Annotated in this window: 18 protein-coding genes and 4 tRNA genes; 10 read left to right on the forward strand and 12 right to left on the reverse strand. The window is 44.4% G+C overall.

Going from position 1 to position 23,738, the window contains the following annotated elements:
* Positions 1-42: 42 nt before the first annotated feature.
* From DBZ36_RS12985 to dnaQ, 6 genes are all read right to left on the reverse strand, one after another.
* A tRNA-Asp gene (locus tag DBZ36_RS12985) sits at positions 43-119 on the reverse strand.
* A 33-nt stretch (positions 120-152) separates the two neighbouring features.
* Positions 153-229, reverse strand: a tRNA-Asp gene (locus DBZ36_RS12990).
* Between the two features lie 35 nt (positions 230-264).
* A tRNA-Asp gene (locus DBZ36_RS12995) sits at positions 265-341 on the reverse strand.
* A 29-nt stretch (positions 342-370) separates the two neighbouring features.
* Positions 371-447, reverse strand: a tRNA-Asp gene (locus tag DBZ36_RS13000).
* A gap of 162 nt (positions 448-609) precedes the next feature.
* Positions 610-1,917: a hypothetical protein gene (locus tag DBZ36_RS13005; protein WP_120355398.1), complete on the reverse strand. Its 1,308-nt coding sequence runs from the start codon at positions 1,915-1,917 to the stop codon at positions 610-612.
* Between the two features lie 95 nt (positions 1,918-2,012).
* Positions 2,013-2,783, reverse strand: coding sequence for a DNA polymerase III subunit epsilon (dnaQ, locus tag DBZ36_RS13010; protein WP_120355399.1), 771 nt, complete (start codon positions 2,781-2,783; stop codon positions 2,013-2,015).
* 51 nt (positions 2,784-2,834) lie between these two features.
* Here dnaQ and rnhA point away from each other — a divergent pair, with 51 nt between their 5' ends.
* The gene (rnhA, locus tag DBZ36_RS13015; protein WP_120355556.1) at positions 2,835-3,305 is read left to right on the forward strand and encodes a ribonuclease HI; all 471 of its coding nucleotides are present in this window, start codon (positions 2,835-2,837) and stop codon (positions 3,303-3,305) included.
* On the opposite strand, the gene DBZ36_RS13020 is transcribed toward rnhA, so the two are convergent.
* On the reverse strand, positions 3,302-4,015 hold the full coding sequence (locus DBZ36_RS13020; RefSeq protein WP_120355400.1) for a methyltransferase domain-containing protein: 714 nt from the start codon (positions 4,013-4,015) through the stop codon (positions 3,302-3,304). The genes rnhA and DBZ36_RS13020 overlap by 4 nt on opposite strands.
* A 162-nt stretch (positions 4,016-4,177) precedes the next feature.
* Here DBZ36_RS13020 and gloB point away from each other — a divergent pair, with 162 nt between their 5' ends.
* The 5 genes from gloB to DBZ36_RS13045 all read left to right on the forward strand — a co-directional run bounded on the left by gloB (position 4,178) and on the right by DBZ36_RS13045 (position 11,139).
* Complete coding sequence (gene gloB, locus DBZ36_RS13025; protein ID WP_120355401.1) at positions 4,178-4,942, forward strand: hydroxyacylglutathione hydrolase; 765 nt, start codon at positions 4,178-4,180, stop codon at positions 4,940-4,942.
* Between the two features lie 87 nt (positions 4,943-5,029).
* Positions 5,030-6,550 (forward strand): LysM peptidoglycan-binding domain-containing protein, encoded by a 1,521-nt coding sequence (locus DBZ36_RS13030; RefSeq protein ID WP_120355402.1) that lies wholly within the window; start codon positions 5,030-5,032, stop codon positions 6,548-6,550.
* Between the two features lie 10 nt (positions 6,551-6,560).
* Complete coding sequence (locus DBZ36_RS13035; protein ID WP_120355403.1) at positions 6,561-7,103, forward strand: DUF1439 domain-containing protein; 543 nt, start codon at positions 6,561-6,563, stop codon at positions 7,101-7,103.
* A 434-nt stretch (positions 7,104-7,537) separates the two neighbouring features.
* Entirely contained in the window at positions 7,538-9,205 is a 1,668-nt protein-coding gene (locus DBZ36_RS13040) for a methyl-accepting chemotaxis protein (protein ID WP_120355404.1), read from the forward strand.
* Between the two features lie 266 nt (positions 9,206-9,471).
* Positions 9,472-11,139 (forward strand): methyl-accepting chemotaxis protein, encoded by a 1,668-nt coding sequence (locus DBZ36_RS13045; RefSeq protein ID WP_120355405.1) that lies wholly within the window; start codon positions 9,472-9,474, stop codon positions 11,137-11,139.
* Between the two features lie 63 nt (positions 11,140-11,202).
* Here DBZ36_RS13045 and DBZ36_RS13050 read toward each other — a convergent pair whose 3' ends face one another.
* Complete coding sequence (locus DBZ36_RS13050; protein ID WP_120355406.1) at positions 11,203-11,538, reverse strand: YciI family protein; 336 nt, start codon at positions 11,536-11,538, stop codon at positions 11,203-11,205.
* Between the two features lie 141 nt (positions 11,539-11,679).
* Positions 11,680-15,573 carry a phosphoribosylformylglycinamidine synthase gene (purL, locus tag DBZ36_RS13055; protein WP_120355407.1) on the reverse strand — a complete coding sequence of 1,298 codons (3,894 nt, stop codon included), beginning with the start codon at positions 15,571-15,573 and terminating at the stop codon, positions 11,680-11,682.
* Positions 15,574-15,753: 180 nt separating this feature from the next.
* Here purL and mltF point away from each other — a divergent pair, with 180 nt between their 5' ends.
* Entirely contained in the window at positions 15,754-17,379 is a 1,626-nt protein-coding gene (gene mltF / locus DBZ36_RS13060) for a membrane-bound lytic murein transglycosylase MltF (protein ID WP_158589099.1), read from the forward strand.
* A 533-nt stretch (positions 17,380-17,912) separates the two neighbouring features.
* Here the strand turns inward: mltF and DBZ36_RS13065 are convergent.
* A complete protein-coding gene (locus DBZ36_RS13065) occupies positions 17,913-18,371 on the reverse strand; it encodes a hypothetical protein (protein WP_120355409.1) in 459 nt (152 codons plus the stop codon).
* Positions 18,372-18,677: 306 nt separating this feature from the next.
* Here DBZ36_RS13065 and DBZ36_RS13070 point away from each other — a divergent pair, with 306 nt between their 5' ends.
* Entirely contained in the window at positions 18,678-19,166 is a 489-nt protein-coding gene (locus DBZ36_RS13070; protein ID WP_120355410.1) for a hotdog fold domain-containing protein, read from the forward strand.
* 105 nt (positions 19,167-19,271) lie between these two features.
* On the opposite strand, the gene DBZ36_RS13075 is transcribed toward DBZ36_RS13070, so the two are convergent.
* A complete protein-coding gene (locus tag DBZ36_RS13075; protein WP_120355411.1) occupies positions 19,272-20,174 on the reverse strand; it encodes a LysR family transcriptional regulator in 903 nt (300 codons plus the stop codon).
* 97 nt (positions 20,175-20,271) lie between these two features.
* Here DBZ36_RS13075 and DBZ36_RS13080 point away from each other — a divergent pair, with 97 nt between their 5' ends.
* Positions 20,272-21,066, forward strand: coding sequence for a TSUP family transporter (locus tag DBZ36_RS13080; RefSeq protein WP_199711869.1), 795 nt, complete (start codon positions 20,272-20,274; stop codon positions 21,064-21,066).
* A gap of 3 nt (positions 21,067-21,069) precedes the next feature.
* On the opposite strand, the gene tadA is transcribed toward DBZ36_RS13080, so the two are convergent.
* Positions 21,070-21,597 carry a tRNA adenosine(34) deaminase TadA gene (gene tadA / locus DBZ36_RS13085; protein WP_199711870.1) on the reverse strand — a complete coding sequence of 176 codons (528 nt, stop codon included), beginning with the start codon at positions 21,595-21,597 and terminating at the stop codon, positions 21,070-21,072.
* A 140-nt stretch (positions 21,598-21,737) separates the two neighbouring features.
* Between tadA and DBZ36_RS13090 the strand changes: the two genes are divergently transcribed.
* Entirely contained in the window at positions 21,738-23,663 is a 1,926-nt protein-coding gene (locus DBZ36_RS13090) for a methyl-accepting chemotaxis protein (RefSeq protein WP_158589100.1), read from the forward strand.
* Positions 23,664-23,738 lie beyond the last annotated feature (75 nt).

Consider the following 23,738-nt stretch of genomic DNA (forward strand, 5'->3'; position numbering starts at 1 on the left):
AAAATCAGATACAAAAAAACCAGCACAAGGCTGGTTATTTGTTGGCGGAGTGGACGGGACTCGAACCCGCGACCCCCGGCGTGACAGGCCGGTATTCTAACCAACTGAACTACCACTCCGCTACAAAGTGGTTATTTTTTTGAGAGAAACGTTGGCGGAGTGGACGGGACTCGAACCCGCGACCCCCGGCGTGACAGGCCGGTATTCTAACCAACTGAACTACCACTCCAGCTGTATAACGCTCAAAAAAATTGTTTTCAATATTGGCGGAGTGGACGGGACTCGAACCCGCGACCCCCGGCGTGACAGGCCGGTATTCTAACCAACTGAACTACCACTCCGCTGTATTGAAATGCACTAAGAAAAGAGTTGGCGGAGTGGACGGGACTCGAACCCGCGACCCCCGGCGTGACAGGCCGGTATTCTAACCAACTGAACTACCACTCCGAAACACTGTTCTCTGGTGCGGCGCAGATAATAGGTTTTTGGGGTTTTTGAGTCAACTAAGTTTTGCGTTTTTCTTCAAAAAAACGTTTAAGCGTCTTAGTTTTAACCAAAGCAGCTATTTTTCACTCAATCTCACTCCAAATAGCCAACTTATGGGACTCATCATTCTGAACCAGGAATTTTCAGTGGCTGCATGTTTTCCATGTTTGGGGCATTTTCAGATAGCACCTTAGCGTTCTGGTCATCTTGCTCTTGTTCTTGCGCTTGTCGTAATGCTTCGCGATAAGCTTTACGTTTACGCCACCAAATAAATCCAAAAATTGCTCCGGCTAGCAACAACACAATTAACAGGCCGCCGACAATCCAAGGCCAAACGCTAGGTTCAGGTTCTGGCTCCACAACGGCGACTTGCGGTTTAGGTTCAGGTGGCGGCGGCGGTGGTGGTAGAATCTTAAAGGCATGTTCCTTTAAGTCGATTACGATTTCACGTCCAGACATCGTTTGTCCAAAAAGACTTACACTGACGCGATAACGTCCATCTTTGTCTAAGCTCGGGATATCAAAACTTGTTCGTTGTTCATCAGGATAAATCTCAAAGGTTTCTTCCCAACCAACATTGTTAAATACTTTGCCTGCAAAATAGAGGCCTTCAGGGTTAAGCTCATCGTCATTAATAACAAAACTGAATTTTGCTTTTTCGCCAAAAGCCGCAGGCGGTTCTAAGGTTATGGTTACAGGAGATGGGTAAACAAATACCGCTTGTCGATAAGCTCGAGAAAAAACTTCATTTTGAGTCGAGACCACAAAATCAAATCGCCCAGGCAAAACGTCCATTACCGCGTGTGCAGTAAAAATACCGTCCTGAGCATAAGCATCATAGTTTTTACCATCATCAAGATATTCGCCGATGACGATTTCTTCTACCCCTTGATTGTCGTCAGTAATTTCCAAGGCACTAAACAGACTAAGGCGCATAAAGGCGCTAGGTAACATGGTCTCTAAGACTACCGGAGACCCAGAATCACTGAGAACAGCTTCGATCTTTAGGCGTTCATTTTGAAATAAAAATCTAGGAAAAGGCGCCACAGCTAACTCAACATCGGATAAGATCCGGATGCGATTGGTGCCGTCATTTTTAGCGATAGCTTGCCAAGGTCCTGGTTCTGGGTTGCTTAGAGTCACAATGTCCATATTTGCGGTTTCAACCCAAGCTACACCACTGGGCACGTCCCAAGCATGTATTTTGCTACCGTCAGGACGTACGATAACTGCTGCGGGCGCATTATCACGGCGATAGAGTAGGAATGTAGCTTCCTTAACGCCGGGATCAATACGAAAACGGTTGTCGAGTAAGCGAATGTCGGTGTTTCGTATGATATTAAAATTGTCGGCAGCTAAAGCTGGCCACAATAATGTCAAACTCAAAAATACGATGTTGAACAAGCAACGCAAACTTTGTTTAAGGTTCATTCCATAATCCTGTAAGCGTGATATCAGCAGCTTTCATAATGTCATCAGTCGAGCGGCTATGACCTATACACGGGCCGAACAAATAAGCTAATTTCTTAGCTTGTCCACAAACACGAACCGCCTTTTTTCTCGACCAAAGCTAAACGCTCTTCATGCGCGGCTTGTTCTTCATCACTGGCGACCAACACGCTAAGATGGCCTCCTTTAAGGTCAACAGGCATCGGCTCTAAGCCGAAGTTCGAATTTTGTAATAGTTGCAAATTAAGTTTATTTTGCCCACCGGTCATCTTTAGAAAAACATCTGCGAGTAGCTCAGCATCAAGCAATGCGCCGTGATAGGTACGCGAACTTCTATCCACGCCATAATAGTCACTTAGAGCATCCAAGTTTTTGCGTCCAGGAAGTGGCTTTGCCCCAGCCTGCTGAACTTCACGTCCTCGATATTCACCTTTACGCGCAATTAATAGTGAATCGGTGATAGTACAAATATCGGCACAACGGATTGGATCTTGAGAGTTCATCATAGAAAACTCATGATCTAAAAAGGAAATATCAAAATTAGCGTTGTGTGCTACAAGCTCTGCCCCGCGAATAAACTCGATAAAGTCGCCGGCTACGGAAGCAAACAAAGGTTTATCAGCAAGAAATTCATCGCTGATCCCATGAACTTGATAAGCTTCTTCGTCAACTAATTGCTGGGGATTAACATAAACATGGAAAGTGTTACCAGTAAATTTCCTATCAACCACTTCAACACAGCCAATTTCAATGACTCGATGCCCAATATAAACGGGGCCACTGCCCTCATTCATACCTGTGGTTTCTGTATCAAATATAACTAAGCGATGCTTATCTCTATCACTCATCTTGCAACCTATGCGAAACTAAACAAAATTTTTTATAGTGTAACAAAGACGATGTCAAAACACGTGCAACTATTTACAGACGGTTCATGTCTGGGTAATCCAGGACCTGGCGGATATGGCGCCATTTTAATTTATCAAGGACATAGAAAGGAATTGGCAGAAGGCTATCAACTAACCACCAATAACCGAATGGAGATGATGGCTTGTATCATTGCTTTAGAAAGTCTGAAACAAGCCTGTGAAGTGGTATTAACTACTGACAGCCAATATGTTCGACAAGGGATTACGCAGTGGATCCACAATTGGAAATTACGCGACTGGAAAACGTCAGCAAAAAAGCCGGTTAAAAATGCTGACCTTTGGCGCAGGCTAGATAAAGCGCGTGAAATACACCAAATTGAATGGAAGTGGGTAAAAGGTCACTCCGGTCACCCGGAAAACGAACGCTGTGATGACATCGCCCGTATAGCCGCGACCGACAATGCAACGCTAGTCGACCAAGGTTATTTAGATCAAATCTAACTTGCTGTAGCGGTTGCCGATACTCGACGCTTGATTCGCCAGCTTTGACGGATCGGTGTCAATGGAGAACGTCGTTTACGGGCAACCATAAAGTAGCATGATGAAAAAGGCCGCGCATAATTTTGCCCCCAGTTTTCTAACCAAGCAGGCGTCGGGCGCTGATTAACAAAGCTAGTAAAGGCAAAGCGCTCATCATACAACACTTCAAAGCCTAGCAGTTGCAGCCAATCTTTAACTCGCGCAGGTCCAAACATACGTGCTGACCAAGGTGAGCTTTTACGTGGCCACGGCAAGTAACGCCGTAGTCCGACTAAACTCATAGGATTAAATCCGCTGATAATTATATAGCCGTCAGCCGTAAGAACTCGTTCTACTTCACGGAGTACTTGATGAGGGTCGCGGCTATAATCCAAAACGTGTAGTAATACTGAACAATCAATACTGCTTTCTTGCAAAGGTAATTCTGATGGTTTGGCTTGTAGTCCGACTAATTGACCGTTTTTTGCCAAATTCAGTTGATGCCGGATCATACTGGCATGACAAGATAATTCGCAGCTTAAGTTACCCACCTTAAGCAGATGATATCCAAACACACGTGGCAAATGAGCATCAAGCAAGGCTTGCTGTTGCTCTGCTAAGTTTTTGCCCTGCGATATACTCGCCCAAGAATCTGGGACGCTGATTAAGTCTTTTATTTTAGCGGGTTTCATTTCAACTCAATAGCTAAACCGGTCTTTGCAATCATACCAGTTGCACCGCATAATCAAACCCATTCTAGATGCATTTTGTTAATCGTTTGTGAGACAGTAGGATATTGTTAACTCAAAAACTAAACAAAGCTAGCAAGACTTGTTAATTATCATGGAGTTATAATGCAAGTAATTCAGATTCCGGCCTTTAATGATAACTATATTTGGTTAATCAAAGCCTCTAATAGTCAACAATGTATTGTCGTTGATCCTGGAGATGCACAGCCAGTGCTGGAGCGAATCAAAAGTTTAGAATTAGAACTCTGCGGCGTTTTACTGACCCACCACCACAACGATCATCATGGCGGGATCCCAAGGTTACTCGAAGAATATCCGCAAGCAAAAGTTTATGGTTTAACCAAGCCCCAATACAGCTTTGATTGTGAAAGTATCTCCGAACTTGAGCAAATAGAAGTTATTGGTCTAAAGTTTGACGTTCTGCATTTTTCAGGTCACACAGTCGACCACATTGGCTTTATGATTGAAAACAACCTTTTTTGTGGTGATACCCTATTCTCCGCTGGTTGCGGGCGATTACTCGGTGGCAGCGCAAAACAATTGTTCGAAAGTCTGAAAATTATTAGCGCGCTCCCAAGCCACACTCGTATCTATTGCGCTCACGAATACACCTTGGATAATCTACGCTTTGCCCACAAGATTGAGCCGCACAACCCAGATTTGACGGCGTACATAGCTCGTGTCAGCAAATTACGTCACCAGGGTTTACCGACAATCCCAAGTACTTTAGATCTAGAGCTAAAGGTCAATCCATTTTTACGCACGGATAGTCCTGAGCTACAAGCCACCGTTCAAATGCATTGCAAGCGGGCAATTAACGATGAGCTTGAGTTTTTCACCGAACTAAGACGTTGGAAAGATGATTTTTAAAACCAACGCCGCGTTAAGAATGCATGTAACTTGCGAAACAAGCGCAATATCTCTAATATTGCGCCAAACTTAAAGTATAAAATACCTATGAAAATCATATATCTGACTCTTCTTATTAGCCTTTTAAGCGCTTGCCAAACAACGACCGTTGATAATGGCAATGCCGACAATACTGCAAACCAGCAGGCAAAGAACCACCAATCATCTAAATCGATGGCTAACCAGAAAACGAAGGGAAACAAGACTTTAAGTCCGCAACAGCAAAGCGATTTGTGGCAACGTATTACCATGCAACTTAATCCTGAGATTGATGTTAGCCAGCAACGTTTTCAAGACCAACTTAACTGGTATAAAAAACACCCTAGCTATATGAAGCACATTTCACGACGTGCCCAACCTTACCTTTACTACATGGTTGAAGAAATAGAAAAACGCGACCTGCCTCTGGAGCTTGCTCTACTCCCCATCGTAGAAAGCGCATTTATTCCTGATGCCTACTCAAGTGGTCACGCTGCCGGCCTTTGGCAGATTATTCCCATGACAGGTAAACGGTTCGGTTTAGCACAAAACTCATGGTATGACGGCCGTCGTGATGTTCACGCCTCAACCCAAGCAGCGTTAGATTATCTAGAGTACTTGAACCGATTTTTTGATGGTAATTGGGAGCATGCAATTGCAGCTTATAACTCTGGTGAAGGTCGGGTACAAAACGCCATTCGCGCTAATGCCAGACAAGAATTACCCATCGATTTCTATTCATTAAACTTGCCGCGTGAAACCCAAGCTTACGTGCCTAAACTGCTTGCTTTAAGCTATATCCTACAAAACCCAAGTGAATTTGACATCGAGGTTCCAGCAATTGCAAACGAAGTTGTGTTTGAGCGCGTTGAAATTGGTGGACAAATAAGCTTTTCAAAAGTTTCTGAGCTCACCGGCGCCACTCAAGAACAATTAAGCCAATTGAACCCTGGTCACAAAAAGTGGGCGACTTCTCCAGCCGGCCCACACTATCTTTTGGTGCCTTATGAAAGCGCGCCGAAATTTACTTTAGCGCTAGAGTCCCTGCCACAAAAAGACCGCATGCAATACCTATACTATTCGGTCGTCTCTGGCGACAATCTTGGGTCTATCGCCCAAAGACATCAAAGTTCAGTATCCGAACTTAAGTCAACCAACCGCCTGAAGTCAGACCGATTAAAGATCGGTCAAGAATTGTTAATTCCACAAGCTCCAGATTTTGTAGTTGCAGCAGCCAAAAAATCGCAAGCGAATAAAAAGGCCATTTCAGGGGTAACTCATCAAGTGGTAAGTGGAGATAGCCTGTGGAGCATCAGTCGTAAGCATGAAGTAAGTACGAGTCAATTGATGCAATGGAATGGGCTTACTAAAAACAGTGTGTTGAAGCTGGGTCAAAAAATAGTAGTTAAACCAACATCAGTAACAGCGTCAGCAGATAAAGGTCAACGTAATTATGAGGTGGTATCTGGTGATTCACTTTCGGTCATTGCCGAAAAGTTTGAAGTGTCTATTTCCGAGCTTTTAAAATGGAATAACCTCAACAAGAACCACTACATTAAGCCAGGACAAACTCTAAAAATAAGAATCTAAGCGAGGGAATATGCGCCTACTATTAATCCTAACCAGCGTAGTACTGATTAGCGCCTGCAGTTACAACGCTGGTATTAGTGAGCAAAAAATAAATAGTTATTTAGCAGAACAAAGTGGATTTGAGCAAAATGTTGGACTGCCAGGTTTATTCAACTTAGCCATTGAAGTTGATGATGCCTCTGTCAAATTGGGACAAAATGACGACCAACGGATCCGCTTAAATGCAGCCGGACAAATGGAACTTCAAAGCCCAATCCAAAATCTAGATTTAGCTGTTAAATTGCATTTTAGCGCAAAACCCCGATATCAAGCCGATGAGGCCGCCATCTATCTTGATAATCCTTTACTCGAAGAACTAGAAGTGAAGCCGGCGCAGTACCAGAGTTTAATTAACCAGTTTTTGCCAGCAATCAGCATTGCCCTTGGGCAAGTTCTGGCTCAGTACCCTGTGTACGAGCTCGATAGCGAGGACAAAGCGCAAGCCTTAGCCAAAGACCTTGGTAAAGCTATTCACGTTAAACCCGGTCGCATTGAATTTGAGTTAGCACCTTAATCGAACATCGTTGGCGGCTGCCCTAGCCGCCTTGCTCCCCTTCTATTTAAAAACCATCACTTCATGGCCCTTTCACTTTTTAGAAGCTCAAATCGTATTGTTGTTTTCTATTTGTAAATAAAACGGCTCACTTATTACAACAAATGTGATTGCGACCAATCATTAGCAGGCGCTAATTTATAAAAAATTGATTTAGGCCAATGTTTGTTATGCCAATAGAGCGATTCTAGGCGTGAAATCAAAATGCAGCGATCTTGGAAAATTAACCTTGAGAAAACGTATTTGATAGAAGCTTTCAAGTAGATGAGCTTTCGCTCACAAACTGCACTAAATAGGTACAAACCTAGATAGAACAGCATTTGACCATCAACTACGCTGCACACTAGAACCTGTGACGAAGTATCACCGGTAAATTATTGGTAAAGGATTAATCCATGAAATTTAATATTCGCCAACGTCTGCTCGCTTTAACGCTGATCCCAATATTGTTAATTGCGATTTCGATGCTGTATGTCAACTACAGTGAAAGTCGTAAGTTAAACGACCAACAGATGATATTAACTGAAGCCCGAATGATGGAGATGAAACAGACAGAACTTCATTCTTTAGTTGAAATGGCGGAGTCTGCCATTGCACCACTGCTTGCCTCTGATGCTGGCATCGATGAAGTTATTGAACATCTTTCATCCCTTAAATTTGGCAAATCCGGCTATATTTTTGCGTACGATTCTAAAGGTGTTCGTCGGGTACTTGGCACAAGTGACAAAGGTATTGGAGAAAACTTTTGGAATTTACGCGACGTAAAAAACAACCTTTTCATTCAAGAGCTAATCAATAAGGCTAAAAGTAACTCGAGAGAGTTCACCACCTATTATTTCCCCAAGCCAGGAGAGTCAGACGCTCTTCCCAAACTAGGTTACGCAATCTATTTGGCAAAATGGGACTTAATTGTAGGTACCGGCTTTTACACCGACGACATTGACGCTGTCATTAATGAACTAGACCAACAGAGTGAATCGATTTTAGCTCAAAGCATTTTCAAAATTGTTATTGTCTGTATCGTTATGTTCTTGATTGCCGTCGCTTTTGGCTTGCTGATCAATCGAAGCATTATTCGCCCGCTACAAGAGTTTAGTGATTCCATCGCTAGATTTGCATCAGGTGAAGCAGACCTCACCGCGCGCATGGCTCCATCTAACATTCCTGAATACGCAGTTTTAGCTGATAACTTTAATGCCTTCGTGGAACATCTTCATTCCATCATAAGTTTAGTTAAACAAGTTGCTGATCATGTTGTCGAAGAAACCTCAAAAATGAGCGAACGCGCTAAAAATGTTGACCAACTCAGTAGCTCACAACGAGAAGAAACAGAGCAAGTTGCCACTGCGATGACTGAAATGACAACGACTGCTCATGAAATTTCTGATAACGCGAATCAAGCCGCTGGCTCTGCACAAACTGCAGAAAACAACTCCGAACAAGCGATGCAAACCGTAAATGCCGCCGCCAGTTCCGTGAAATCATTAGCCAACGAAGTTTCAGAAGCGAGCGATGTAATTGGTCGCTTAGAAGGCGATGTACAAAATATTTCTTCCGCTTTAGGAGTGATACAAGGCATTGCAGAACAGACCAACTTATTGGCGCTTAATGCAGCGATAGAAGCTGCTCGCGCTGGAGAACAAGGCCGCGGATTTGCAGTCGTAGCCGATGAAGTAAGACAATTGGCGAGCCGGACTCAAAAAAGTACCGGTGAAATTCATGAAATGATCCAAAGCTTAAAATCAGCCTCCGATGCTGCAGTTTTGGCGATGCAATCAAGTTGCGAACGCGGCGAAACCACTGTCCACGAAGCCGAAGCTGCAGCTGATGCACTGCAGATTATACGTGAGTCAATTCAGACAATTATGGATATGAATGCACTTATCGCCACTTCGACCGAAGAACAAAGCATTGTAGGGCAAGAAATATCTGAACGGATCGTTGTCATTGCGGATCAAAGCTCTCAATCAGCTCAGTTGGCCGCTTCTAATCGTCTCGGAAGCACTGAACTACAAGGCCGTGCTGGAGAACTTGAAGATCTAGTTAAGAAATTCACCCTATAAGGTAGGCAGCAGCATCTCCTACACTAAAAGAAAGAGCACCCACGTGGTGCTCTTTCGCATTCTTAAACAAACAGTTAAGCAACTCCTCTTTATTTCCAAACTTCAGGCAAGTCAACCGAGACGACATTGCTTTTTTAGTGAGTAAGCTCACTTATTTAAAAGAAAACAGCTTACTTCCGACGATTTGTTAAAAAAATTAACACAACAGCCGTTACTCTATAAGTGAGGTTTATATCCAGTAAATCCCCGACTCTATAGGATCTACTATGCAACTAAATATCCGCCAACGCCTATTAGCACTCACTATTATTCCAATTCTAATTGTAGCCATTACTATGTTGGTTTCGAATCATAGTGAAAACCAAAAACTAAATGATAAGCAAATGTTGTTAACCCAAGAGCGCATGATGGGCATGAAACAACAAGAATTACGCTCTCAAGTGGAAATTGCTCAAAGCGCAATCCAGCCGCTACTTGGAGATGACGCCAACCAAGCGCAAGCCATTGAGCAATTGAAGTCAATCAAGTTTGGAACTTCTGGGTACATTTTTGGTTACAACAGCAAAGGAGACCGAGTTTTCAGCGGTGCTAGCGATGCTGGAGTTGGCGACAACTTTTGGAATCTAAAAGATGAGAAAGGTACCTACCTTATTCAAGAGTTGGTCAACAACGCTAAAGCCCAACGCGATGAATTCACCTACTATTACTTCCCCAAACCCGGTGAGAGTGAAGCCTTGCCCAAAATGGGATTAGCGACTTATATAGCCCAATGGGACTTAGTCATTGGAACTGGTTTCTACATTGATGATATAGATGCAACCATCGCAGAGCTTAAGTCCCAAAGCGATCAATCCTTATCTGAAAGCACGCTATATGATTCGCTACTCAGTTTAGCGTTGGTTATTGCCGCGATTGTTTTTGGTCTGTTTGTGACCCGCAGTATAATGCGCCCCCTAAATGAGTTTCGATCATCCATTGAAAAATTTGCCCAAGGCGATGGTGATCTTACCGCTAGAATGACGCCATTCACCATCCCTGAATTTGCCGAACTATCAAGCAACTTCAATACGTTTGTGGAAAACTTACACACAATTATTTCCAAAGTGCGGCAAGTCGCAGAAGATGTTGTTTCAGAAACTACGCTGATGAGCGAACGAGCTGGCAATGTTGATACCCTGAGTCATTCACAGCGCGAAGAAACCGAGCAAGTGGCAACAGCAATGACGCAAATGACAACTACCGCCCATGAAATATCAGGCAATGCAAGTCAGGCTGCTTCCTCTGCCCAATCAGCAGAAAATAGTTCCGAACAAGCGAGCCAAACCGTTACTGCGGCAACTACATCAGTCCGTTCCTTAGCTGCAGAAGTATTGCAAGCTAGTGAGGTAATCTCTCGTTTGGAAGGCGATGTTCAAAACATTTCATCTGCTTTAGGTGTTATCCAAGGTATTGCCGAGCAGACTAATCTACTGGCGCTAAATGCTGCTATCGAAGCGGCCCGAGCCGGAGAACAAGGTCGTGGTTTTGCAGTGGTTGCCGACGAAGTCCGACAATTGGCCAGCCGCACACAAAAAAGCACTGGCGAAATTCATGAAATGATTGAGTCCTTAAAATCAGCTTCTGACGCGGCCGTATTAGCTATGGAGTCCAGTTGTCAACGTGGCGAAACTACAGTTCAAGAAGCCGAAGCAGCAAGCGAAGCTCTGCAATTAATTCGTGACTCGATACAAACAATCATGGATGTCAGCGCGCTTATCGCTACCTCAACTGAGCAACAAAGTATTGTGGGACAAGAGATTTCAGAACGCATAGTTGTCATTGCTGATCAAAGCAGTCAATCAGCACAACTGGCAATATCTAATCGAGAAGGGAGCGCAACGCTTCAAGAACGCGCAACAGATTTGGATGACTTAGTTCGTAAGTTTAAACTTTAGGCCTATAACATCTGGTATTTGTATCGCGCGGTGGGCAGTACGCGCGATACAAATCCACCATTTTTAGAGATTGATGGTCGGGCGTACTTCAATGGTCCCATAACGGGCGCTAGGTATCTTTGCAGCCCATTGCAAGGCGCTGTCCATACTTTCACATTCAAGTACATAGTATCCGCCAAGTTGCTGTGTACCGTCTTTAACCGGTCCCTGCTCTATAATTGACTCTCCCTCACGTACTTTCAACGATCGGGCTGTATTACTTTCTTGGAGCGCTTCTCCGGTGACGATCACACCAGCGTTTTTGGCCTCACGACCAAACTCCCGGTATTGCTGCATTAATTCTGACATATCGACATCAGCGTAGTTTTCAAGGTTATAAATGAGCGCTACAAATTGCATCGCTGTTGGCCCTCTAGTTATCATCTACTACTTCAAACATAGTCGCCAACATCAGGTTTGTCATCAGCCTACAGGGATTGATACATAAAAAAAACCTAGCTCAAAGGCTAGGTTTTTTAGGCTTTTATGACTTAAGCTTGCTTAGCCTAAGTTAACCCGTGCATTTCTAAACATACGCATCCAAGCGCCATCTTCGCCCCATTGATCAGGGTGCCAAGAGTTTGCAACGGTTCTAAACACGCGCTCCGGGTGAGGCATCATAATCGTAACTCGTCCATCGCTTGAGGTCACGCCAGTGATGCCTTGCGGTGAACCATTTGGATTACTAGGATAGTTTTCCGTTACTTTGCCATAGTTATCAATGTACTTAAGAGCGACTTGTCCGCTTGCTGCCAATTGCTCAAGGTGTTGATCTGATTTAAGTTCAACACGCCCTTCCCCATGTGACACAGCGATTGGTAAACGGCTGCCCTGCATGCCTTGTAAGAATATAGAGGCAGACTCTTGCACCTCAACCATACTAAAGCGCGCTTCAAACTGCTCAGAGTTATTGCGGACAAAACGAGGCCATAAGTCACTACCCGGAATAAGCTCATGTAAATTTGATAGCATTTGGCAACCATTACAGACACCTAACGCAAACGAATCACTGCGTTCAAAGAAACTAGCAAATTGTGCTCGGGCGCGTTCGTTGAACAAAATGGACTTAGCCCATCCTTCACCCGCACCTAATACATCGCCGTAAGAGAAACCGCCGCAAGCAACTAAGCCAGCAAAGGTATCTAAGCTGACGCGTCCTGCAAGCACATCACTCATATGTACATCGATGGCATCAAAACCAGCGCGGTTAAATGCTGCCGCCATTTCGTAATGGGAGTTAACCCCTTGCTCTCGCAAAATAGCCATTTGCGGGCGTACACCTGTCAATATCATTGGTGCGGCAATATCTTGCTTAGGATCAAAGCTCAAGTTTGCATGTAAGCCAGGATCTTTGGCATCGAGTTTCAATTCAAACTCTTGCTGGGCGCACTCAGGGTTATCACGGAGTGCTTGCATTCTAAGTGTGGTTTGCGCCCAAATTTCGCGATAATGGGTGCGACTATTTCCAAGTACCATTTCCCCGCCGCGTTGGAATCGGATCATGTCAGTGTCGTTGAGCTCGCCAATAACATGACTGCAATGGGCAAGCCCATGACCTGCAAGGCAATTAAGGACCGCTTCTTTATCGTCGCTACGCACTTGGATAACACAACCGAGCTCTTCACTAAATAAAGCCCCCAAGTTGTCGCCTCCGAGTTGGTCTAAGCTGATATCAACACCAACATGCCCAGCGAACGCCATTTCAGTAATAGTCGTAAACAGGCCACCGTCACTACGATCGTGATAAGCCAATAGTTTTTGCTCTGCAGTTAATTGCTGCATCGCATTAAAGAAACCAAGCATTAACTCCGGGGAGTCAAGATCAGCAGCCTCATTACCCAACTGTTGATAAACTTGCGCAAGCGCACTGGCACCCAATCGGTTTTGGTTTTGGCCCAAGTCCACTAAAATAAGATTACTGTCACCCAAGTCACTTCGAAGCTCTGGTGTGACGCTAAGACGGATATCTTCTACTCGGGCAAACGCGGTTATAACTAAGGATAGTGGTGAGGTAACAGCTTGATCTTCACCGGTCTCATTCCATGCAGTTTTCATCGACATCGAGTCCTTGCCTACCGGGATGGTAATCCCAAGTGCAGGGCAAAGCTCTTCACCGACAGCTTTAACAGCTTCATATAGACCGGCATCTTCACCAGGGTGGCCACCAGCTGCCATCCAGTTAGCTGACATCTTAATGCGTTTAATATCGCCAATATTGGTAGCGGCGATGTTAGTTAAAGACTCAGCAACGGCCATACGAGCAGATGCGCCATGGCTTATTAGCGCCGTTGGAGTACGCTCACCTAGCGACATGGCTTCGCCATGATAGGTGTCGTAACTTGCCGCTGTGACCGCGCAATCTGCAACGGGGACTTGCCACGGACCGACCATTTGGTCTCGAGCGACTAGGCCAGTAACACTGCGATCACCAATAGTGATCAAGAAGGTTTTTTCTGCAACAGCCGGCAGGCGTAAAATACGCTCGGCTGCATCGTTGATTTCAATTAAAGAGGTATCTAACGCCGGCCCGGTAAAGCGCTCAGTCTTAACATCTCTGTGCATTTTCGGCGCTTTGCCCAACAACACTTCTAGAGGCATACGGATAGGATCGTTACCGAAATAACTATCATGTAAGATCAGGTCGCGCTCTTCTAACGCCTCACCGATAACCGCATACTGAGCGCGCTCGCGCTGACATATTTGGTCAAAGACATCTAGTTTCTCAACTGGAATAGCCATCACATAACGTTCTTGAGACTCGTTACACCAAATCTCAAGAGGTGACATGCCTGGCTCATCGTTTGGAACAGCACGTAAATCAAAGCGACCACCACGACCACCATCGTCAACCAGTTCAGGGCAGCCATTTGATAAGCCACCAGCACCAATATCATGAATAAACACGATCGGGTTGTCGTCACCCAACTGCCAACAGCGGTCTATCACTTCTTGGCATCGTCTTTCCATCTCTGGATTTTCACGTTGAACCGATGCAAAGTCGAGATCTTCTGCGCTTTGTCCGCTATCCATTGAAGAGGCTGCACCTCCACCAAGACCGATATTCATTGCAGGACCGCCTAAGACAATAATCTTAGCGCCGACAGGAATTTCTTTCTTCTGTACGTGTTCACCGCGAATATTACCTAGGCCACCAGCCAACATAATTGGTTTGTGATAACCGCGAACTTCAGTGCCATTAAAGCTTTCTACTTTTTGCTCATAGGTACGGAAATAGCCCAAAATATTAGGACGACCAAACTCATTGTTGAATGCAGCGCCGCCTAGAGGGCCTTCGAGCATAATGTCTAAAGCTTCGACGATGCGCGCGGGTTTACCGTATTCAACTTCCCACGCTTGTTCAAAGCCTGGGATGCGTAAGTTACTAACCGTGAAACCAACCAAACCTGCTTTAGGTTTAGAGCCAATGCCGGTAGCGCCTTCATCTCGAATTTCGCCACCAGAGCCTGTTGCTGCTCCTGGAAACGGAGAAATAGCAGTTGGGTGGTTATGGGTTTCAACTTTCATCAAGATATGAATATCTTCTTGGTGAAAATCATATTGATGGCTGGCAGCATTAGGGAAAAAGCGCCCAGCTTTCGAACCTTCCATTACTGAAGCATTATCTTTATAGGCCGACAACACAAAACAGCTTTCTTGCTCGTAGGTATTCTTAATCATTTTGAACAAGGATTTAGGCTGAACTTCGCCATCAATTGTCCAATCCGCGTTAAAGATTTTATGACGACAATGTTCTGAGTTCGCTTGGGCAAACATCATTAGTTCTATGTCGTTAGGATTGCGATCAAGGCCTTTGAAACTATCGACAAGATAGTCAATTTCATCTTCAGCTAATGCTAGTCCCAAATTCTGATTGGCTAACTCAAGCGCATTACGGCCGTCACCTAGTACATCAACAGCGACAAAGGGGCTTGGTTTAGCCACATGGAAAAGCTTTTGCGCATCGCTCATTTGAGAGAACACAGCTTCCATCATCCGGTCGTGGAGCATTGCTTTAAGAGTACTTAACTGCATTTCATCTAGGTCAGCACTAAGTTCAATATAGTAAGCTAAACCACGTTCTAATCGAGCAATACAGGCTAAACCACAGTTATGTGCAATATCACTGGCTTTAGATGACCAAGGTGAAATCGTACCCGGGCGCGGCGTAATCAACAACAACAAGCCTTCGGGTTGATGTTCCTCAATGCTCGGTCCATAGCTTAAGAGCCGTTCTAAAACTTGCTCTTGCGTGCCATTAAGTTCGCTGGTTACATCAGCAAAATGCATGTACTCGGCGTAAATATTAGTCACTGGAAGCTGCTGAGCGCGACAACGCTTTAGCAGTTGAGATACTCGAAAATCTGAAAGCGCTGGTGCGCCACGTAAGGTCAACATAGTTAAAGCTCGCTTTTCCGCTGTGGAGGTGGGAGGTAGAGCCCAAGCCATATGGCTTGGAAAATTGCGCCGAATTATAGGGTAAATCAACTAGATGGTAAACCTAGGAGTTAATATCAATTGCATTGATCTTGAACCAAATATCTCTAGAATCTACAAAGACAATCAAAGGAGATTCATTTGCCGCGTTTTTTAGTTCGCCTTTTTGCCGTGTTTTCAGTTGTTTTGCTTTTACAAGCCTGCGAACGCCAGCCTACAACTAACTACTTAGACCAGATCAAAGACAGCGGTGAATTAAGGGTTGGAACACTTTATAGCCATCAAACCTTCTTCTATAATCAAGATGGTCTTGAAAGTGGCCTTGAATACGACCTACTTACGCAATTAGCTCAATCTCTGGGCGTGACATTACGGATGATCCCGTTAATTAGCCAAGAAGAACTTTTTAAGGCGATGAACAACGATCAAGTCGATCTATTGGCTGCTGGCCTTTCTCCAACCCGTAAAAACCGAGTTTTCTTTCGCTATTCCCCGCATATTTATAAAGTGAATAGTCACCTGGTTTATCGCCGCGGCTCTAACCGCCCACGTACTTTGGAAGAAATCGACGATACCGTTTGGTTATTAAGAAACAGCTACAATGAACAATTACTTGAAGAAAGCATAGATGGCGACGAAACCATCGAGATTAAGTTTGCCGACTATGACGAAAACGAACTACTTCGCCAAATAGCCGAGCAAGAAATCAGCTATGCGCTTGTCAATGACTCAAACCTGATGATCCAACGCCGTTCATATCCAGAACTGTCCAGTGCATTAACCCTAGAGGAAGATCTAGGCATTGTCTGGTATATGTCTCGAGAACGCGACGACAGCTTCTACAGTACCGTTTTGGATTTTGTCGGAAAGCGCCACATTGACGGAACCATTGCCAAGCTATATCAGCGCTATTTGAGTTACATCGAAGACTTTGACTATGTGGATACTCGCGCATTTGTTCGAGCTGTTGACGACCGCCTGCCAAAATACCAAGCTTGGTTTGAGCAATATGCTGGTACTTTAGATTGGCGTTTGCTTGCAGCCGTTGGTTACCAAGAATCTCATTGGAAAGCGGATGCGGTATCACCTACCGGAGTCCGCGGAATTATGATGCTCACCAACCCTACCGCTAAATCAGTTGGGGTTAAGGACCGAACCGATCCTGAGCAAAGCATTAGAGGGGGTGCAACTTATCTACAACAATTGATCGGTCGTGTGCCAGAAACCATCCCTGAAGATGAAAAAATTTGGTTTGCCTTAGCCAGCTACAATATAGGTTTTGGTCACGTACTCGACGCTCGTTTATTAACACGAATGCAAGGTGCCGATGACAACAGCTGGGATGAGGTTAAAGAACGACTGCCATTACTGATGCAGCGTAAATGGCACCGCCAAACTCGTTACGGCTATGCCCGTGGGAAAGAGGCGTACCATTATGTCACCAATATACAAATGTATTATCAAAACCTGTTGTTACTCTTAAACCAACAACAAGAACAACAACGTATTGAAGAGCTAGCAATTCTTGAACAACAGAAACTGGATTTAGCTGCTGAACTGGCAGCATCACAGATGGCGGCCGCCGAACAAGGAATGCAATATGGGCATGAAATATTCAACTTAGATTTTCAATTAACGACCCTAAGCGACGCTTCCTCAGCTGAAACGCAAGATGTCCAAAGTGTTGAAAACGAAATGGGAAAAGCAGTAGACCCGATTGAGTCAGCAGACGACAGTATCGATAAGCTCGAAAAAAACAGCCAATGACCGGCTTTGATAGCAGGCTAATCGGGTGAATAAGGCGTTTGAAAGACCAATAATCGCTTTCGAATCTAGGCCAACTATTCCGAAGCTAAACTTTAGATTCAAATGCTGGGAAACTATATTCCTATGAAATATGTCACTATAAAATCGGCTGAGTCCCAGTACGACTAAATAAATGCCCCAAAACTTGAATTTAACGACACTTCATGTAATTGTCATAATCGTCTTCTATATTGAAGGCGCATTAATAATAAAAAGAGAAAATCTATGTTAAGTCGTAAACGTTGTTTTAGGCATTCGCCACGTCGCCGTATCCAAATAGCACGTGCGCATAAAAAAATGCAACAACGCCAACAGTCTTTCGTTCTGTCTGAACTCTTAATCAACTAAGAACAAATACTGAAAGCGTTACCCGAATACCTCAAGAAAATCAAAACGCGAAATCACAAAACGCCAGCCTTGCAATAGACTGGAAGCGTTTTTCTTGAGGGACAACCTTCCCTTTATTGTTTAGCTCCCTACCTTCCTAATTTTCACTATGCACAGCTTTCGGACTCTCGCCGTGATACATAATCGCCACGACAGGTTTGGTGTCTAACCTTAAGTAAAGTTTGTTCAATTATCTCTTGGGTATTCACTAAGGCCATCAAAGCTACCATTAACGCAGGCCCAGATTTGGGATAATTGTCTGTGGGTGCGAGCTCTAGTAACCGGGTGAGAAAATAGCGATTAGCACGATCCGGAAGTTCTAGATTGATATATTCCTTACCGTTAATGCGTACTCGACTTTCCAAGGTCTCTGCCGTTGGCTCTAGCCGGTGCAACGAATCGGTGACTAAGCGCATTACCGCAACTCGAGTTGACTCCTTGGCAACTTCATAATGGTCGAACTCAAGTCCAAAAACTTTATCGATAAGTTCGGCAAGTCTTTGGTTTAAGTCACACTCAGACATACGGGCGTAGTCATCTAGTTTCGATTGTTTGGCAATAAACATAACTAATTCTTACCTTCTAGAAGTATCCAATTAGGGCTGACAAGTTCGCAAGATCTGCGTTCCACAAGCATAAAAGCTATTTGCTCATTGCACGCTTTGAGGTTGGTATCACAAACATCGGACAATCAATATAGGCTAATCCACACGCTAGGATTTGATATGCATCAATTGGCTCCAATAGCCTTAGACCGAATAGTTCTAGTAGTTAAGATGCTTATAAGCACTTTGATAAACAATAGCTGCAAAAACGCTATAACATTTTGGTAACAAGGCTGATATACTCCACTGGTCGGAGGAGATACATTCATGTCAAAAAATTACGTATTAGCCATTTATCATCGTTTTCAGAAATTCCCATTCGGGCAGCAATTATTTAGCCTATATGCAGCCAGACGCGCCCCCTACTTCCAAAGTATTTCGCCGCTGGTAACATCGCTAAAAGAAAACTATTGCGAATGCTTAATTAAGAAGCGCAAAAAGGTGACCAACCACATCGGTACCGTTCATGTCATTGCGATCTGCAATGGTATGGAACTGGCGATGGGCTTTATGGCCGAAGCCTCTATTCCAAAACACTTACGCTGGATCCCTAAAGGCATGCAAGTCGATTACACAGCTAAAGCTGCTAGTGATGTGCGCTGTATTGCGAAAGTTAATCCAGAACAGTGGCAGGTAGGTGAGTTAGTGGTACCAATAGAAGCTTTGGATACTGACGGCGTCTGTGTGGTACGTGGCAGCATTACCTTATGGGTCACAGAAAAACCACAACGCGACGAGAAACCACCAGCCAGTTAATAGTCAATGTGGAAAGTGGAAAGTGGAAAGTGGAAAGTGGAAAATTACGCAGACACCTGCGTAACACAACAAACACTGCGCTGCACCTTTCCACATAAAGTCGGCTCATAAACGTATGGCAAGTTGTTGCTGTACAAATTCGAGGAATAAACTCACCTTTCGGGGCCGGCTATTCGCTCCAGAGGACATCAGCGCCAAAATATCCGCACTTGCAAGCTGGTAATTGCTCAGAACTTTTACCAATTCACCGCGTTGCAACTCCGCTTTTACATCCCATTGCGATCGTTGCATCACCCCGCAGCCAGCTATACACCATTCTTTTACAACCTGACCAACATTACTAGCTAACACAGGCTCAATCCTCACGCTGCAATCGCTGTTATCTTTAAGATCGATAAAGCGCCACATTGTTGCATCTTCATCGTTTTCACGCAGTGCAATACAGCGATGCCGATCCAAATCTTTCGGGTGAGTTAAATTCGAACTCGTTTTCAAGTAATCGGGGGACGCCAAAAGCAAACGCCTATTTTTTGCTAATACAACGCGCTTAAGTGACGAGTCTTGCATGTGACCGATGTAAAACATTAAGTCGTAATTGTCTCGTGCAGACCAGTTGGGCGTGTCTGACAGCTGCAATTCAATGCTTAATTCGGGGTAGTGACTTTGGAATTGTCTAACAATCGGAGCTATATGTTTAACCCCGAAGCCAATTGGACTTAATAGTCTCAACTTGCCGGAAATTGAGATATTTTGATTCGAGATGTCGAGGTGAAGCGCTTCCAAGTCTTTAAGTAAGACTTTTCCTTTGAGCGCTAAAATTTCTCCCTCAGGGGTTAGTGCAATAGCACGAGCGCTTCTTTCAACCAAGATAACGCCAAGTTTTCGCTCAATATTCTGTAGCCGTTGCGACACACTCGGAGGCGTAACATTTAGCTTTCGTGCCGCCGCTGCTAAGGATTTACTCGCAGCAATGGTAACAAAAAAGTCTATCTCTTGGGATGACAGCATTAAGCTTCGCCTTAATGTATGAATAATAATACGTTAATTTAACTACACCCTATCCAATGTTACAAATCCTTAAGTGCAATTGGATTAGGATAGTAAATTGGAAAACATAGTTACTTTTAGTTACGTCGACTCGGTCTACTGGATACTTTTCTCACTGGCAATTGTCGCTGGTATTGTTGACGCGATTGCAGGGGGCGGTGGATTGATAACCGTTCCATGTCTGTTGTTGGCAGGTGTCCCTCCACTTAGCGCTTTAGGAACCAACCGGCTTCAAGCCGTTATTGGAGAAGCGACCGCCTCCCTAACATTTATCATGAGTAAACAAATCCCTTTGGACGGTTTAGTTCGCGGTAGTGTATGGACCTACGCCGGAGCCCTATTGGGCTCAGTTACGATTAGCTTAGTCGATAAAGAATCCTTGGAAATTCTGCTGCCAGTTCTTATGGCTGCGATCACCGTTTACTCTGTTGCAAGCAAAAAACTTAAAGCTGAGTCCCCCCGCATCGCAAAAATGAATACCAAGCAATTTATGATGGTTTGCGGGCTACTGATAGGATTTTACAACGGCTTCTTTGGTCCAGGCACAGGTTCATTGTGGATGCTTTGCTTCGTTGTTTTGCTGGGCTTTACGCTTAAACAGGCAACTATGGTCACTAAACCTTTAAACTTAGTGGGCAACCTAGTCTCTTTGTTAATGTTCATTTACTTAGGTCACGTAGATTTCGCGTTAGGACTAATTATGGGGCTTGGGCAGGTGATAGGCTCGATAGCTGGGAGTAAATTGGTTCTTTCTTATGGTTCACGACTGGTGCGTCCGGTTTTTATCTCTGTCACCACACTTATGACCGCCAAGCTTATTTTTGACCGGGTGTTTACCGACGGACTGGTCTAAGGATTATGAGGTTTCATTTGAACTTGCTAATAACTCAGCTTGCCGCTTTGCAAGCTTAAGGGCTTTTATTTCACTACGTCGTTGTTTAAAGAAAGCTTGTAATTGCTCTTTACACGCCACAGCTTCCACATTCGCTTGGATTTCAAGTTGATGATTGAGCCGTAAATCTTGAACTACATTGTAAACGCTTCCCGCAGCACCTGTTTTTGAATCGTTTGCACCATACACCAAGCGTGCAACACGCGCATGTACCATCGCGCCAGCGCACATCGTACAAGGCTCTAGAGTCACGTATAACGTTGCATCGACTAGGCGATAGTTGCTGATAGCTTTACCCGCTTCTTGTAAGGCCATAATTTCCGCATGTGCACAAGCATTATGCTGCGTTATCGATTGATTCCAACCTTGCCCAATCGCACGCCCCTGGTGCACAACTACAGCGCCCACAGGGACTTCTCCTTCGGCTTGGGCGCGCTTAGCCAATTGCATAGCATGGCGCATCCAGCGTTTATCTTGACTCGACTGGGACACAGCAACTCCTGAAAATTGAAATTTAGCTCGTTTGTAGCATTTTCTGCTAAAAGTAGTTAAAACTAAAGCTTTAGTCGATTGTGCCGTTGAATATTATGTATGATGAGTTTGAGTTGTCGCAAAAAAATAAGGATTATTTAATGGCTAATACGACTAAGTCCTCGCTATTACGCGAAATGCTACTGGGGCTGCTTGTTTTAATCGCGCTTCAGCTTTTCGGCTTGGCCTGGATTTCTCAACAATCGTCGGCAACCCTTAGCAGTAATATTCAAGCTGGCATTGAAGACAGTAATCAAAAGATTACTCAAAACATGTTGCAACAACAACAGCAGCTTGAAAGAAGTGGCCAAGAGAACGCAATCCAAGCTGGTTTAAAACTAAAGCAGCAACTCGACCTAACTTTAACTCAGCAATTAGATGAGCAATTAAGTTATCAACGCCAACAACTGGAACAAAGCTCCTCAACCCTTGCTCAATTGCTTGCTGATATGGCAGCGCCAGCGATATGGGATCAAGACGTTCCTGCTTTAACTCAGCTTGTCGAGGTCGCTCATCAAAATCCAAATGTTATTTTTGCCGTGTTTTTTAACACCGAAGATAAATACCTTACCCGCTATCTCAATCGTAAAGACCCACGCCTAAGCGCCTTGCTGAAAAAAGGAGAAGCCAAAAAAGCTGTCAATAAAGTGATGGAGGCCGCCAAACGCGACTCCAACGTACTATTGGTCGAAGCGAGTATTAATCCAAATGGTGCTGAAATAGGTAAGTTTTATTTGGCAATCGATTTAAGCGCAATTGAATTGCGCATGGCCGCAATTAAACAGTCCAATGGCCAACTTAGCGATAATGTCGGCCAAGCAGGTGAACTTCAGATTCAAGCTCAATCACAAGCGGCTAATCAGCAGCTCGGTGAGCTTATTGAGTCAATTCGTCAACAAAATCAAGCTACAGAAGACGCTTTAGTTAAATCAACCAGCTCAGAGGCTAAGCAGTTCAGCTTTGAAATTTTGATGGCAAGTTTAGTTTCAGGCATTGCGGTGTTACTTGCCGTAGCCGCATTTTTCATTATCAGGGTACAACGTAAGTTGAATACCTTACGCAGCTCACTGGACGAATTAGCCCAAAACGGTGGCGACTTAAGTCGTGCTATAGATGTGAAAGGTAATGATGAAATATCTGCAATGACAGCCTCAATCAATCAATTTTTGCAGACCACTCGTCAACTCATTCAAAAAGCCAATCAAAACAGCGACGACACCCATTCTCAGGTTTTACTACTGAACCAAAGTTGTGAAAACTCTGAGGCGGCGGTAAATGGACAGCAAAATGGTTTGGATCAAGTTGCATTATCCATGGAAGAAGTCGCTCAATCTGTGAGCGAGGAAACCCAAGCTATTTTAATGGTTCAAGAAGAAATGAACCGAGTTAAAGAACAGCACGAGAATGCGTCGAAAGTATCTAACGAGCTATCCACTCTACTCAACGTGTTTATTTCGCAAGTAGAGAAAGCTCACCAAGATGTCCTAGGGTTTGAAACGCTAAGTAATGAAATTGCGACCATTGTAGATGTAATTGAAGCTATCGCAGACCAAACCAACTTGCTTGCGCTTAATGCCGCCATTGAAGCGGCTCGCGCCGGAGAAAGCGGCCGTGGTTTTGCAGTAGTTGCGGATGAAGTTCGTGGGCTGGCGAACAAAACCCGTCAATCAACTGAAGAGATACAACAAACCGTCGAGAAACTCCAATCAGGAGCCAAACGCTCAGTTTCAACCATGAAAGAAGCCGGCGAACAGGCGACAGAGTCTCGTGAGCAACTCACGAAAAGTGAAAGCGTGCAGCAATTGATCGAAACCAGTATGGATTTAGTTAGCGATCAAGTCACCAACATCGCTTCCATGGCAGAAGAACAACAAGCGGTGTCCAGCCAGGTTAGACAAAGTGCGCAGCACATCTTAGAGCAAAACCAACACTCACTTCAGTCGGTGCAACAAAGCACTCAACAAAGTCAGGCCTTGCAAGCACTAGCTCAACAGCTTCGTCAAACCATGTCGACGTTTAAGGTTTAGTTACAGCAACAATAACGTGAACCCGACTTAACTTATGTAATGTAAGCGAAGAAAATCAAGATCTAAAATACCAAA

The organism is Alginatibacterium sediminis (genome assembly GCF_003610775.1).
Classification (GTDB): domain Bacteria; phylum Pseudomonadota; class Gammaproteobacteria; order Enterobacterales; family Celerinatantimonadaceae; genus Alginatibacterium; species Alginatibacterium sediminis.